Source organism: Salmonella sp. JXY0409-18, from assembly GCF_020268625.1.
Lineage (GTDB): Bacteria > Pseudomonadota > Gammaproteobacteria > Enterobacterales > Enterobacteriaceae > Salmonella > Salmonella enterica.
In genome coordinates this window covers 3580873-3594826 of sequence record NZ_CP084216.1, presented here as the reverse complement: position 1 = coordinate 3594826, position 13954 = coordinate 3580873, and the positions used below count along the sequence as shown (strand labels likewise).

11 protein-coding genes are annotated in these 13954 nt (G+C 53.4%); all 11 read left to right on the top strand.

Annotation, left to right across the window (positions count from 1 at the left end):
• The first annotated feature begins 7 nt into the window (after positions 1 to 7).
• The 11 genes from cdsA (at position 8) to accA (ending at position 13902) form a co-directional block, all read left to right on the top strand.
• Positions 8 to 865 carry a phosphatidate cytidylyltransferase gene (cdsA, locus tag LDB27_RS17630; protein WP_000922422.1) on the top strand — a complete coding sequence of 286 codons (858 nt, stop codon included), beginning with the start codon at positions 8 to 10 and terminating at the stop codon, positions 863 to 865.
• Between the two features lie 11 nt (positions 866 to 876).
• Positions 877 to 2229, top strand: coding sequence for a sigma E protease regulator RseP (gene rseP / locus LDB27_RS17625; RefSeq protein WP_000949017.1), 1353 nt, complete (start codon positions 877 to 879; stop codon positions 2227 to 2229).
• A 31-nt stretch (positions 2230 to 2260) separates the two neighbouring features.
• Positions 2261 to 4693, top strand: coding sequence for an outer membrane protein assembly factor BamA (gene bamA / locus LDB27_RS17620; protein ID WP_001240936.1), 2433 nt, complete (start codon positions 2261 to 2263; stop codon positions 4691 to 4693).
• Positions 4694 to 4815: 122 nt separating this feature from the next.
• Positions 4816 to 5301, top strand: coding sequence for a molecular chaperone Skp (gene skp / locus LDB27_RS17615; protein WP_000758966.1), 486 nt, complete (start codon positions 4816 to 4818; stop codon positions 5299 to 5301).
• A 3-nt stretch (positions 5302 to 5304) separates the two neighbouring features.
• Positions 5305 to 6330 (top strand): UDP-3-O-(3-hydroxymyristoyl)glucosamine N-acyltransferase, encoded by a 1026-nt coding sequence (gene lpxD / locus LDB27_RS17610; protein ID WP_001139265.1) that lies wholly within the window; start codon positions 5305 to 5307, stop codon positions 6328 to 6330.
• Positions 6331 to 6435: 105 nt separating this feature from the next.
• Positions 6436 to 6891, top strand: coding sequence for a 3-hydroxyacyl-ACP dehydratase FabZ (gene fabZ / locus LDB27_RS17605; RefSeq protein ID WP_000210741.1), 456 nt, complete (start codon positions 6436 to 6438; stop codon positions 6889 to 6891).
• A 3-nt stretch (positions 6892 to 6894) separates the two neighbouring features.
• On the top strand, positions 6895 to 7683 hold the full coding sequence (lpxA, locus tag LDB27_RS17600) for an acyl-ACP--UDP-N-acetylglucosamine O-acyltransferase (protein WP_000565950.1): 789 nt from the start codon (positions 6895 to 6897) through the stop codon (positions 7681 to 7683).
• Complete coding sequence (lpxB, locus tag LDB27_RS17595; protein ID WP_000741216.1) at positions 7683 to 8831, top strand: lipid-A-disaccharide synthase; 1149 nt, start codon at positions 7683 to 7685, stop codon at positions 8829 to 8831. Before lpxA ends, lpxB begins: the two co-directional genes overlap by 1 nt.
• Entirely contained in the window at positions 8828 to 9424 is a 597-nt protein-coding gene (rnhB, locus tag LDB27_RS17590; RefSeq protein WP_000569411.1) for a ribonuclease HII, read from the top strand. Before lpxB ends, rnhB begins: the two co-directional genes overlap by 4 nt.
• A gap of 23 nt (positions 9425 to 9447) precedes the next feature.
• Positions 9448 to 12930, top strand: a complete 3483-nt coding sequence (gene dnaE / locus LDB27_RS17585) for a DNA polymerase III subunit alpha (RefSeq protein ID WP_225519882.1) — start codon at positions 9448 to 9450, stop codon at positions 12928 to 12930.
• Between the two features lie 12 nt (positions 12931 to 12942).
• Positions 12943 to 13902: an acetyl-CoA carboxylase carboxyl transferase subunit alpha gene (gene accA, locus LDB27_RS17580; protein ID WP_000055753.1), complete on the top strand. Its 960-nt coding sequence runs from the start codon at positions 12943 to 12945 to the stop codon at positions 13900 to 13902.
• The last annotated feature ends 52 nt before the right edge of the window (positions 13903 to 13954 follow it).

The following is a 13954-nucleotide window of genomic DNA, read 5'->3' as shown; positions in this document are numbered from 1 at the left end:
GTTGCTTTTGCTGAAGTATCGCCTGATTTCTGCTTTTGTGTTAATACCCGCGGTCATCGCTGCGCTTTTTTTATTGCCGCCGGTGGGGTTCGCCATTATTACGCTGGTTGTCTGTATGCTGGCCGCGTGGGAATGGGGACAGTTAAGCGGTTTCGCCGCGCGTTCACAGCGGGTTTGGCTGGCGGTGCTGTGTGGTCTGTTATTGGCGCTGATGTTATTTTTGTTGCCTGAGTATCATCACAACATTCGTCAACCGCTGGTTGAGATGTCGCTTTGGGCATCGTTAGGATGGTGGGTTGTCGCGCTACTGCTGGTGCTATTTTATCCCGGTTCGGCGGCAATCTGGCGCAACTCAAAAACATTGCGTCTCATTTTCGGTTTGTTAACTATTGTGCCATTTTTCTGGGGAATGCTGGCGCTGCGCGCCTGGCACTATGACGAGAATCATTACAGTGGCGCAATATGGCTACTCTATGTCATGATCCTGGTCTGGGGAGCGGACTCTGGCGCGTATATGTTTGGTAAATTATTTGGCAAACATAAGCTGGCGCCGAAGGTTTCCCCGGGTAAAACCTGGCAAGGGTTTATCGGCGGGCTTGCTACGGCTGCCGTGATCTCATGGGGTTACGGTATGTGGGCGAATCTGAATGTTGCGCCTGTTATCTTGCTGATTTGCTCTGTGGTGGCGGCTCTGGCTTCTGTACTGGGCGACCTCACCGAGAGTATGTTTAAGCGCGAAGCAGGAATTAAGGATAGCGGCCACTTGATTCCAGGCCATGGCGGCATTCTGGACCGAATTGACAGCCTGACGGCTGCCGTACCGGTCTTTGCTTGCCTGTTGTTACTGGTGTTCAGGACGCTCTAACGGAAGGTTTTATGCTGAGTATTCTCTGGAATCTGGCTGCATTCATCATCGCACTGGGCGTGCTGATCACTGTGCATGAATTTGGTCATTTCTGGGTTGCCCGGCGCTGCGGTGTGCGAGTTGAGCGCTTTTCCATCGGTTTTGGCAAAGCGCTCTGGCGTCGTACCGATCGGTACGGCACCGAGTATGTCATCGCCCTGATCCCGCTGGGCGGCTACGTCAAAATGCTGGATGAACGCGCCGAACCGGTAGCGCCGGAATTGCGTCGTCACGCCTTCAATAACAAAACGGTGGGCCAGCGCGCCGCAATTATTGCCGCAGGTCCGGTTGCGAACTTCATTTTTGCTATCTTTGCTTACTGGCTGGTCTTTATCATCGGCGTCCCTGGCGTTCGTCCGGTCATTGGCGAAATAACGCCCAACTCGATTGCTGCGCAGGCGCAAATTGCGCCTGGTACGGAACTTAAAGCTGTTGATGGTATCGAAACCCCTGATTGGGATGCCGTGCGTTTACAACTGGTGTCCAAAATTGGCGATCAGCAGACGACGGTGAGCGTCGCGCCGTTTGGTAGCGACCAGCGGCAGGACAAAACGCTTGATTTACGTCACTGGGCATTTGAGCCTGATAAGCAAGATCCTGTATCTTCTTTAGGGATTCGGCCCCGCGGGCCACAGATTGAACCGGTACTGTCAGAAGTGCAGGCGAATTCCGCAGCCAGTAAAGCGGGTTTGCAAGCGGGCGACAGGATCGTTAAAGTCGATGGTCAGCCGTTAACGCAGTGGATGAAATTCGTGACGTTTGTACGCGATAATCCCGGTAAGCCGTTAGCGTTAGAGATTGAAAGGCAGGGGAGCGCCTTGTCGTTGACGTTAACGCCGGATACGAAATCGGTTAACGGAAAGGCGGAAGGGTTTGCAGGCGTGGTGCCTAAAATTATTCCTCTGCCGGAAGAGTACAAGACTATACGCCAGTATGGGCCTTTTAGCGCCATCCTCGAAGCCACGGATAAGACGTGGCAGTTGATGAAGCTGACGGTCAGTATGCTGGGTAAATTGATAACCGGTGATGTGAAACTGAACAACCTCAGTGGGCCGATTTCTATCGCTCAGGGGGCTGGGATGTCAGCGGAGTTCGGGGTGATTTATTACCTGATGTTCCTTGCGCTAATCAGCGTGAACTTAGGGATAATTAACCTGTTTCCGCTGCCCGTTCTTGACGGGGGTCATCTGCTGTTCCTGGCGATTGAAAAGCTTAAGGGCGGGCCGGTATCCGAGCGGGTTCAAGACTTTAGTTATCGCATTGGCTCGATTTTGCTGGTGTTGTTAATGGGGCTTGCACTTTTCAATGATTTCTCTCGGTTGTAAGAGAGTTAGTTAGGAAGAACGCATAATAACGATGGCGATGAAAAAGTTGCTCATAGCGTCGCTGCTGTTCAGCAGCGCCACCGTATACGGTGCTGAAGGGTTCGTAGTGAAGGACATTCATTTCGAAGGCCTGCAGCGAGTCGCCGTTGGTGCGGCTCTCCTCAGTATGCCGGTGCGCACAGGCGACACGGTTAATGATGAAGATATCAGTAACACCATTCGCGCTCTGTTCGCCACCGGCAACTTTGAGGACGTCCGCGTCCTGCGCGATGGTAATACCCTTCTGGTTCAGGTAAAAGAACGTCCGACCATTGCCAGCATCACTTTCTCCGGGAACAAGTCGGTGAAAGATGACATGCTCAAGCAAAACCTCGAAGCGTCTGGCGTACGTGTTGGCGAGTCTCTGGATCGCACCACGCTGTCTGATATCGAAAAAGGTCTGGAAGACTTTTACTATAGCGTAGGTAAATACAGCGCCAGCGTTAAGGCGGTCGTCACGCCGCTGCCGCGCAACCGTGTTGATCTTAAACTGGTGTTCCAGGAGGGCGTATCGGCGAAGATCCAACAGATCAACATCGTCGGTAACCATGCCTTTAGCACCGAAGAACTCATTTCTCATTTCCAGTTGCGTGACGAAGTGCCGTGGTGGAACGTCGTCGGCGATCGTAAATACCAGAAACAGAAGCTGGCGGGCGACCTTGAAACCTTGCGTAGCTACTATCTGGATCGCGGCTACGCGCGTTTCAATATTGACTCCACGCAAGTGAGTCTGACGCCGGATAAGAAAGGGATCTACATCACCGTCAATATCACCGAAGGCGATCAGTACAAGCTTTCCGGGGTTCAGGTAAGCGGTAACCTGGCCGGACATTCCGCTGAAATTGAGAACCTGACGAAAATTGAACCGGGCGAGCTCTATAACGGCACCAAAGTGACCAAAATGGAAGATGACATCAAAAAGCTTCTGGGTCGCTATGGTTACGCCTATCCGCGCGTGCAGTCACAGCCTGAAATTAACGATGCTGACAAAACCGTAAAACTGCGCGTGAACGTCGATGCGGGCAACCGTTTCTACGTGCGTAAGATCCGCTTTGAAGGCAACGATACCTCAAAAGATTCCGTTCTGCGCCGTGAAATGCGCCAGATGGAAGGGGCGTGGCTGGGCAGCGACCTGGTTGATCAGGGTAAAGAGCGTCTGAACCGTCTCGGCTTCTTTGAAACCGTCGACACCGACACGCAGCGCGTTCCGGGTAGCCCGGATCAGGTTGATGTGGTGTACAAGGTGAAAGAGCGTAATACCGGTAGCTTCAACTTCGGTATCGGTTACGGTACAGAAAGCGGCGTGAGCTTCCAGGCCGGCGTTCAGCAGGACAACTGGTTAGGTACCGGTTATTCCGTGGGGATTAACGGCACCAAAAACGACTACCAGACCTACAGCGAACTGTCCGTTACTAACCCATACTTTACCGTTGATGGCGTGAGCCTCGGTGGTCGTATCTTCTATAACGACTTCCAGGCGGACGATGCAGACCTGTCCGACTATACCAACAAGAGTTACGGTACGGACGTGACGCTTGGCTTCCCCATCAACGAGTACAACACGTTGCGTGCTGGTTTAGGGTATGTGCATAACTCCCTGTCCAATATGGAACCGCAGGTTGCAATGTGGCGTTATCTGGCATCAATGGGTCAGTATCCGAGTACTAATGATCAGGATAATAGTTTTAGCACTGATGACTTCACCTTTAACTACGGCTGGACCTACAACAAACTAGACCGTGGTTACTTCCCGACGGAAGGTACGCGTATCAACCTGACGGGTAAGGTGACGATTCCGGGATCGGATAACGAATACTATAAAGCGACGTTGGATACCGCGACCTATGTACCGATCGATAACGATCATAAGTGGGTCATTCTGGGCCGTACCCGCTTTGGTTATGGCGATGGTTTAGGCGGTAAAGAAATGCCGTTCTATGAGAACTTCTATGCCGGTGGTTCCAGTACCGTTCGTGGCTTCCAGTCCAATACCATTGGTCCTAAGGCGGTCTATTATCCCTATAACCCTAAAAATTACGATGCTGATGAAGACTACGATTGCGCGACGCAGGACGGCGCAAAAGATATGTGTAAGTCGGATGATGCGGTAGGGGGTAACGCGATGGCGGTCGCCAGCCTGGAATTTATCACGCCGACGCCGTTTATCAGCGAGAAATATGCTAATTCGGTCCGTACTTCTTTCTTCTGGGATATGGGGACCGTCTGGGATACTAACTGGGATTCCAGCCAGTATTCTGGTTATCCGGACTACAGCGATCCGAGCAACATCCGTATGTCCGCGGGTATCGCATTACAATGGATGTCCCCATTGGGGCCGTTGGTCTTCTCCTACGCCCAGCCGTTTAAAAAGTACGATGGAGACAAAGCCGAGCAGTTCCAGTTTAACATTGGTAAAACCTGGTAATTGTTCACTGCAAAGGAATGCATTGGTAGTGTAGCGATGACTTTTGGCGATGCCCCCAGGGATCGCCAGGCCACGCAAAGAGCTGTACCTTCGGGTGCAAATGGGATGGTAAGGAGTTTATTGTGAAAAAGTGGTTATTAGCTGCAGGTCTTGGTTTGGCGATGGTAACGTCCGCACAGGCTGCTGACAAAATTGCAATCGTCAACATGGGTAATCTGTTCCAACAGGTTGCGCAGAAGACGGGTGTATCCAATACACTGGAAAACGAATTTAAAGGCCGTGCGGCTGAACTGCAAAAAATGGAAACTGATCTGCAATCTAAAATGCAGCGTCTGCAATCCATGAAAGCAGGTAGCGATCGTACTAAGCTGGAAAAAGACGTGATGTCTCAGCGCCAGACTTTCGCGCAAAAAGCGCAGGCTTTTGAGAAAGATCGCGCTCGTCGTTCCAACGAAGAACGCAACAAACTGGTGACTCGTATCCAGACTGCAGTGAAAAAAGTGGCTAACGACCAGAGTATCGATCTGGTGGTAGACGCAAACACCGTTGCTTACAACAGCAGCGATGTGAAAGACATCACCGCTGACGTACTGAAACAGGTTAAATAAGTAATGCCTTCAATTCGACTGGCTGACTTAGCAGAACAGTTGGATGCAGAATTACACGGTGATGGCGATATCGTCATCACCGGCGTTGCGTCCATGCAATCTGCAACAACAGGCCACATTACGTTTATGGTAAATCCTAAGTACCGTGAACACTTAGGTTTATGCCAGGCTTCTGCGGTTGTCATGACGCAGGACGATCTTCCTTTTGCTAAGAGCGCGGCGCTGGTAGTTAAAAATCCCTACCTGACCTACGCGCGCATGGCGCAAATTTTAGATACTACGCCGCAGCCCGCGCAGAATATCGCGCCAAGCGCCGTGATTGATGCGACGGCAACGCTGGGTAGCAATGTTTCAGTCGGCGCGAATGCGGTGATTGAATCTGGCGTACAACTGGGCGATAACGTGGTTATCGGCGCAGGCTGTTTCGTCGGAAAAAATAGCAAAATCGGGGCGGGTTCACGCTTGTGGGCGAACGTAACGATTTACCACGACATTCAGATCGGTGAGAATTGCCTGATCCAGTCCAGTACGGTGATCGGCGCGGACGGTTTTGGCTACGCTAACGATCGTGGCAACTGGGTGAAGATCCCACAACTGGGCCGGGTCATTATTGGCGATCGTGTCGAGATCGGCGCCTGTACCACCATTGACCGTGGCGCGTTGGATGATACTGTTATTGGCAATGGCGTGATTATTGATAATCAGTGCCAGATTGCACATAACGTTGTGATTGGCGACAATACGGCAGTTGCCGGTGGCGTCATTATGGCGGGTAGCCTGAAGATTGGCCGTTACTGCATGATTGGCGGCGCCAGCGTGATCAATGGGCATATGGAAATATGCGACAAAGTCACGGTAACTGGCATGGGTATGGTGATGCGTCCCATCACGGAACCGGGCGTCTACTCCTCAGGCATTCCGCTGCAACCCAACAAAGTATGGCGTAAAACTGCTGCACTGGTGATGAACATTGATGATATGAGCAAGCGTCTCAAAGCGATTGAGCGCAAGGTTAATCAACAAGACTAACGTTCCGCCTTGTAGTTGCCATTCTTTTCCGGCCTGTCACATTCATACGATTGCGGCAGGCCGTGTTATTATTGCCTTTTTGTATATTTGGACAGGAAGAGTATTTTGACTACTAACACTCATACTCTGCAGATTGAAGAGATTTTAGAGCTTCTGCCGCACCGTTTTCCGTTTTTACTGGTCGATCGCGTGCTGGACTTTGAAGAAGGTCGTTTTCTGCGTGCGGTGAAAAATGTCTCCGTCAACGAGCCGTTTTTCCAGGGACACTTCCCGGGCAAACCGATTTTGCCAGGCGTGCTGATTCTGGAAGCGATGGCGCAGGCAACCGGTATTCTGGCGTTTAAAAGCGTTGGTAAACTGGAACCTGGCGAACTGTATTATTTCGCGGGTATTGATGAAGCGCGCTTTAAGCGTCCGGTGGTGCCAGGCGATCAGATGATCATGGAAGTCACTTTCGAGAAAACGCGCCGTGGCCTGACCCGCTTTAAAGGGGTTGCGCTGGTCGACGGTAAAGTTGTGTGCGAAGCAACCATGATGTGTGCTCGTAGCCGGGAGGCCTGATTCGTGATTGATAAATCCGCCTTTATTCATCCTACCGCCATTGTGGAAGACGGCGCTGTAATTGGCGCTAATGCCCACATTGGTCCCTTTTGTATTGTTGGGCCGCAGGTCGAAATTGGTGAGGGAACCGTACTGAAGTCTCATGTGGTCGTGAATGGTCAAACCAAAATCGGCCGCGACAACGAGATTTATCAGTTTGCCTCTATCGGTGAAGTGAACCAGGATCTGAAATATGCGGGTGAGCCGACCCGTGTGGAAATTGGCGATCGTAACCGCATCCGCGAAAGCGTCACCATTCATCGTGGAACAGTGCAGGGCGGTGGGTTGACGAAGGTGGGTAGCGATAACCTGCTGATGATCAATGCGCATGTCGCACATGATTGTACGGTAGGTAATCGCTGTATCCTCGCCAACAACGCCACGCTGGCGGGGCACGTATCAGTCGATGATTTTGCGATCATCGGCGGTATGACGGCAGTTCATCAATTCTGCATTATCGGTGCGCATGTGATGGTCGGCGGCTGCTCCGGCGTGGCGCAGGATGTCCCTCCGTATGTGATTGCGCAGGGTAACCATGCGACGCCGTTCGGGGTAAATATCGAAGGGCTGAAGCGTCGCGGCTTTAGCCGTGAAGGGCTGGTGGCGATTCGTAATGCCTACAAACTGTTGTACCGCAGTGGTAAAACGCTCGACGAAGCGAAGCTGGAAATCGCTGAACTTGCTGAAAAGCATCCGGAAGTGAAGGCGTTTACCGAGTTCTTTGAGCGTTCAACGCGCGGTCCGATTCGTTAATGGCGGCACAGCGTCCTTTAACGATTGCCCTGGTCGCCGGTGAAACGTCCGGCGATATTCTTGGCGCAGGCTTAATTCGTGCGCTGAAAGCGCGCGTACCCAACGCCCGCTTTGTGGGCGTTGCGGGGCCGCGTATGCAGGCCGAAGGGTGTGAAGCCTGGTACGAAATGGAAGAGCTGGCGGTCATGGGCATTGTTGAAGTGCTCGGACGTTTACGCCGTTTGTTGCATATCCGCGCCGATCTGACCCGCCGTTTTACCGAACTCAAGCCCGATGTCTTTGTCGGGATTGATGCCCCTGATTTCAATATTACCCTCGAAGGTAATCTGAAAAAACAAGGGATTAAGACCATTCATTATGTCAGCCCGTCTGTTTGGGCCTGGCGACAGAAACGCGTTTTCAAAATAGGCAGATCCACTCATATGGTGTTGGCTTTTCTGCCTTTCGAAAAAGCGTTTTACGATAAATTTAACGTCCCGTGCCGCTTTATCGGTCACACCATGGCGGATGCAATGCCGCTGGACCCGGATAAAAATGCGGCGCGCGACGTGCTGGGTATCCCGCATGACGCCCATTGTCTGGCGCTACTGCCAGGCAGCCGTGGCGCGGAAGTGGAAATGCTCAGCGCCGACTTCCTGAAAACCGCACAATTGCTGCGACAGCGCTATCCCGATCTGGAAGTGGTAGTGCCGCTGGTGAACGCGAAACGCCGCGAGCAGTTTGAAAAAATTAAAGCGGAGGTTGCGCCGGATCTCGCCGTTCATTTGCTGGACGGCATGGCGCGCGAGGCGATGATCGCCAGCGACGCGGCTCTGCTGGCCTCGGGTACGGCGGCACTGGAGTGTATGCTGGCAAAATGCCCGATGGTAGTGGGGTATCGTATGAAGCCCTTCACTTTCTGGCTGGCGAAACGTCTGGTAAAAACGGAGTATGTGTCTTTGCCTAACCTGCTGGCGGGAAGAGAATTAGTCAAAGAGTTGTTGCAGGAAGAGTGCGAACCGCAAAAACTCGCCGAAGCGCTGTTGCCGCTACTGGCGAACGGTAAAACCAGCCATGCGATGCACGACACCTTCCGTGAATTGCATCAGCAGATCCGCTGTAATGCCGATGAGCAGGCGGCAGATGCCGTCCTGGAGTTAGCACAATGATCGAATTTGTTTATCCACACACCCATTTAGTGGCGGGTGTGGATGAAGTGGGCCGTGGCCCGCTGGTGGGCGCCGTAGTGACCGCCGCCGTGATCCTCGATCCGGCTCGTCCGATCGTCGGTCTGAATGATTCCAAAAAATTGTCTGAAAAGCGTCGTCTGTCATTGTATGACGAGATTAAAGAAAAGGCGTTAAGCTGGAGTCTGGGACGCGCGGAAGCGCATGAAATTGATGAGCTGAATATTTTGCATGCCACCATGCTCGCCATGCAGCGCGCTGTCGCTGGTCTGCATATTGCGCCAGAATATGTGCTGATCGACGGCAATCGCTGTCCGGCGCTGCCTGTGCCGTCAATGGCCGTGGTGAAAGGAGACAGCCGCGTGGCGGAGATTAGTGCGGCGTCTATTCTGGCGAAAGTCACCCGCGACGCAGAAATGGCGGCGCTGGATATCGTTTTTCCTCAGTATGGCTTTGCGCAGCACAAAGGCTATCCAACCGCTTTTCATCTGGAAAAGTTGGCACAGTATGGCGCGACGGCGCACCACCGACGCAGTTTTGCGCCTGTTAAACGCGCTCTGGGACTTGTGTCCTGATTCTTGTATCGAGAAATCTGAAGATGTCTGAACCACGTTTCGTTCACCTGCGGGTGCACAGCGACTACTCTATGATCGATGGGCTGGCGAAGACCGGGCCGCTGGTGGAAAAGGCGGCCTCATTAGGTATGCCTGCGCTGGCGATCACCGATTTTACCAACCTCTGCGGTCTGGTGAAGTTCTACGGAGCGGGTCATGGCGCGGGCATTAAACCCATCGTCGGGGCGGACTTTAACGTTCACAACGAACTGCTGGGAGATGAGCTGACTCATCTGACGGTACTGGCGGCGAATAATACGGGATACCAGAACTTGACGTTGCTGATCTCGAAAGCGTATCAGCGCGGCTACGGCGCGGCAGGCCCGATTATCGAGCGCGACTGGTTGGTAGAGCTTAAAGAAGGTTTGATCCTGCTTTCCGGCGGGCGCATGGGCGACGTAGGCCGCTGTCTGCTACGCGGCAACCAGGCGCTGGTGGAGGAGTGCGTTGCTTTCTATGAAGCGCATTTTCCCGATCGCTACTTCCTGGAACTGATCCGCACCGGCAGACAGGATGAAGAGACCTATCTTCATGCTGCGGTTGAACTGGCTGAGGCACGTGGTTTGCCAGTTGTCGCGACAAACGATGTCCGTTTTCTTGAAAGCGATGATTTTGACGCCCATGAAATTCGTGTCGCGATCCACGACGGTTTCACGCTTGACGATCCTAAGCGTCCGCGCAATTACTCGCCGCAGCAATATATGCGCAGCATCGATGAGATGTGCGAGCTGTTCGCCGATATTCCGGAGGCGCTGGAAAATACGGTGGAGATTGCCAAACGCTGCAACGTAACGGTACGTCTGGGTGAATATTTCCTGCCGCAGTTCCCGACCGGCGATATGACTACCGAAGATTATCTGGTCAAAAAATCGAAAGAGGGGCTGGAAGAGCGTCTGGCTTTCCTGTTTCCGGACGAAGAAGAGCGCAAAAAGCGTCGCCCGGAATATGACGAGCGTCTGGATATTGAACTACAGGTTATCAACCAGATGGGGTTCCCTGGCTACTTCCTCATCGTGATGGAGTTTATCCAGTGGTCAAAAGATAACGGCGTGCCGGTAGGGCCGGGACGTGGTTCCGGGGCTGGTTCGCTGGTGGCCTACGCGCTGAAAATTACCGACCTTGATCCGCTGGAATTTGACCTGCTGTTCGAACGTTTCCTGAACCCGGAACGTGTCTCGATGCCTGACTTCGACGTTGACTTCTGTATGGAGAAACGCGACCAGGTGATTGAGCACGTCGCAGACATGTACGGGCGTGATGCAGTATCGCAAATTATCACCTTCGGTACGATGGCGGCGAAAGCCGTTATCCGCGATGTGGGCCGCGTGCTGGGGCATCCGTACGGTTTTGTCGATCGTATCTCGAAGCTGGTGCCGCCCGATCCGGGCATGACGCTGGCAAAAGCCTTTGAAGCGGAACCGCAACTGCCGGAAATTTACGAGGCGGACGAAGAGGTCAGAGCGCTGATCGATATGGCGCGTAAGCTTGAAGGTGTCACGCGTAACGCCGGTAAACACGCTGGCGGCGTGGTCATCGCGCCGACCAAAATTACCGACTTTGCGCCGCTGTACTGCGATGAAGAGGGCAAGCATCCGGTTACCCAGTTTGATAAAAGCGACGTGGAATATGCCGGACTGGTGAAGTTCGACTTCCTCGGTTTGCGTACGCTGACTATCATCAACTGGGCGCTGGAGATGATCAACAAGCGGCGCGAGAAAAACGGCGAGCCGCCGCTGGATATCGCCGCCATTCCGCTGGACGATAAAAAAAGCTTCGACATGCTGCAGCGCTCGGAAACCACGGCGGTCTTCCAGCTTGAATCGCGCGGTATGAAAGACCTGATCAAGCGTCTGCAGCCGGACTGCTTTGAAGATATGATCGCACTGGTGGCCCTGTTCCGTCCCGGCCCGTTGCAGTCAGGGATGGTAGATAACTTTATCGACCGTAAGCACGGTCGTGAAGAACTCTCTTACCCGGACGTTCAGTGGCAGCATGAAAGCCTGAAGCCGGTACTGGAGCCGACTTACGGCATCATTCTGTATCAGGAACAGGTGATGCAGATTGCCCAGGTACTTTCCGGGTATACTCTCGGCGGCGCGGATATGCTGCGTCGTGCGATGGGGAAGAAAAAGCCGGAAGAGATGGCCAAACAGCGTTCCGTTTTTGAAGAGGGCGCGAAAAAGAACGGTATCGACGGCGAACTGGCGATGAAAATCTTTGACCTGGTGGAGAAATTCGCCGGTTACGGGTTTAACAAATCGCACTCCGCCGCTTATGCGCTGGTTTCTTACCAGACGCTATGGCTAAAGGCGCACTATCCGGCTGAATTTATGGCGGCGGTGATGACTGCCGATATGGACAACACCGAGAAGGTCGTCGGCCTGGTGGACGAGTGCTGGCGGATGGGACTGAAAATTCTGCCACCGGATATTAACTCCGGATTGTACCATTTCCACGTTAACGATGAGGGCGAGATCGTCTACGGCATCGGCGCGATCAAAGGCGTCGGCGAAGGGCCGATCGAAGCGATCATCGACGCGCGTAATCAGGGCGGCTATTTCCGCGAACTGTTTGATCTGTGCGCGCGGACCGACACCAAAAAGCTCAACCGCCGGGTGCTGGAAAAGCTGATCATGTCCGGGGCGTTCGACCGCCTGGGGCCGCACCGCGCCGCGCTGATGAACTCATTGGGCGATGCGCTGAAAGCCGCCGACCAGCACGCCAAAGCGGAAGCTATCGGTCAGGCGGATATGTTCGGCGTACTGGCGGAAGAGCCGGAGCAAATCGAGCAATCCTATGCCAGCTGCCAGCCGTGGCCGGAGCAGGTGGTGTTAGATGGGGAACGTGAAACGTTGGGGCTGTACCTGACGGGCCACCCTATCAATCAGTATTTAAAAGAAATTGAGCGCTATGTCGGCGGGGTAAGGCTCAAAGACATGCATCCGACAGAACGTGGTAAAGTCACCACGGCTGCGGGGCTCGTGATTGCCGCAAGGGTTATGGTCACCAAGCGCGGCAATCGTATCGGCATCTGTACGCTGGATGACCGTTCCGGGCGTCTGGAAGTGATGTTATTTACCGACGCGCTGGATAAATACCAGCAGTTGCTGGAAAAAGACCGCATACTTATCGTCAGCGGACAGGTCAGCTTTGATGACTTCAGCGGGGGGCTTAAAATGACCGCCCGCGAAGTGATGGATATTGACGAAGCTCGCGAAAAATACGCTCGCGGGCTTGCTATCTCGCTGACGGACAGGCAAATTGATGACCAGCTTTTAAACCGACTCCGTCAGTCTCTGGAACCCCACCGCTCGGGGACCATTCCAGTACATCTCTACTATCAGAGGGCGGATGCGCGTGCGCGGCTGCGTTTTGGCGCAACGTGGCGTGTCTCTCCGAGCGATCGTTTACTTAACGATCTGCGTGGCCTCATTGGTTCGGAGCAGGTGGAACTGGAGTTTGACTAATACAGGAATACTATGAGTCTGAATTTCCTTGATTTTGAACAGCCGATAGCAGAGCTGGAAGCGAAAATCGATTCTCTGACTGCGGTAAGCCGCCAGGATGAGAAACTGGATATTAATATCGATGAAGAAGTCCATCGCCTGCGCGAAAAAAGCGTAGAACTGACGCGCAAAATCTTCGCCGATCTCGGCGCATGGCAGGTAGCCCAACTGGCGCGCCATCCGCAGCGTCCGTACACCCTGGATTATGTCCGTCTGGCGTTTGATGAGTTTGATGAGCTGGCGGGCGATCGCGCCTATGCGGATGACAAAGCCATCGTCGGCGGTATCGCGCGTCTGGAAGGGCGACCGGTGATGATCATTGGTCATCAGAAGGGTCGTGAAACCAAAGAAAAAATTCGTCGTAACTTTGGCATGCCTGCGCCGGAAGGCTACCGCAAAGCGCTGCGCCTGATGGAAATGGCTGAACGCTTCAACATGCCGATTATCACCTTCATCGACACCCCGGGCGCTTACCCTGGCGTGGGCGCGGAAGAGCGTGGTCAGTCTGAAGCTATCGCCCGCAACCTGCGTGAGATGTCTCGTCTGAACGTACCGGTCATCTGCACCGTGATTGGCGAAGGCGGCTCCGGCGGCGCATTGGCGATTGGCGTGGGTGATAAAGTGAATATGCTGCAATACAGCACCTATTCCGTTATCTCCCCGGAAGGTTGCGCCTCTATTTTGTGGAAGAGCGCCGACAAAGCGCCATTGGCTGCTGAAGCGATGGGCATCATCGCGCCGCGTCTGAAAGAGCTGAAGCTAATCGATTCCATCATTCCGGAGCCGCTGGGCGGCGCGCACCGTAATCCGGAAGCGATGGCGGCGTCGCTAAAAGCGCAGCTGCTGGAAGATTTAGCCGATCTCGATGTGTTAAGCACCGATGATTTAAAAAACCGTCGTTACCAGCGTTTGATGAGCTACGGTTACGCCTAATCATTTACCTCATTTTTCCCAGGAGGCCGGATAATCCGGCCTCTTTTTTTTG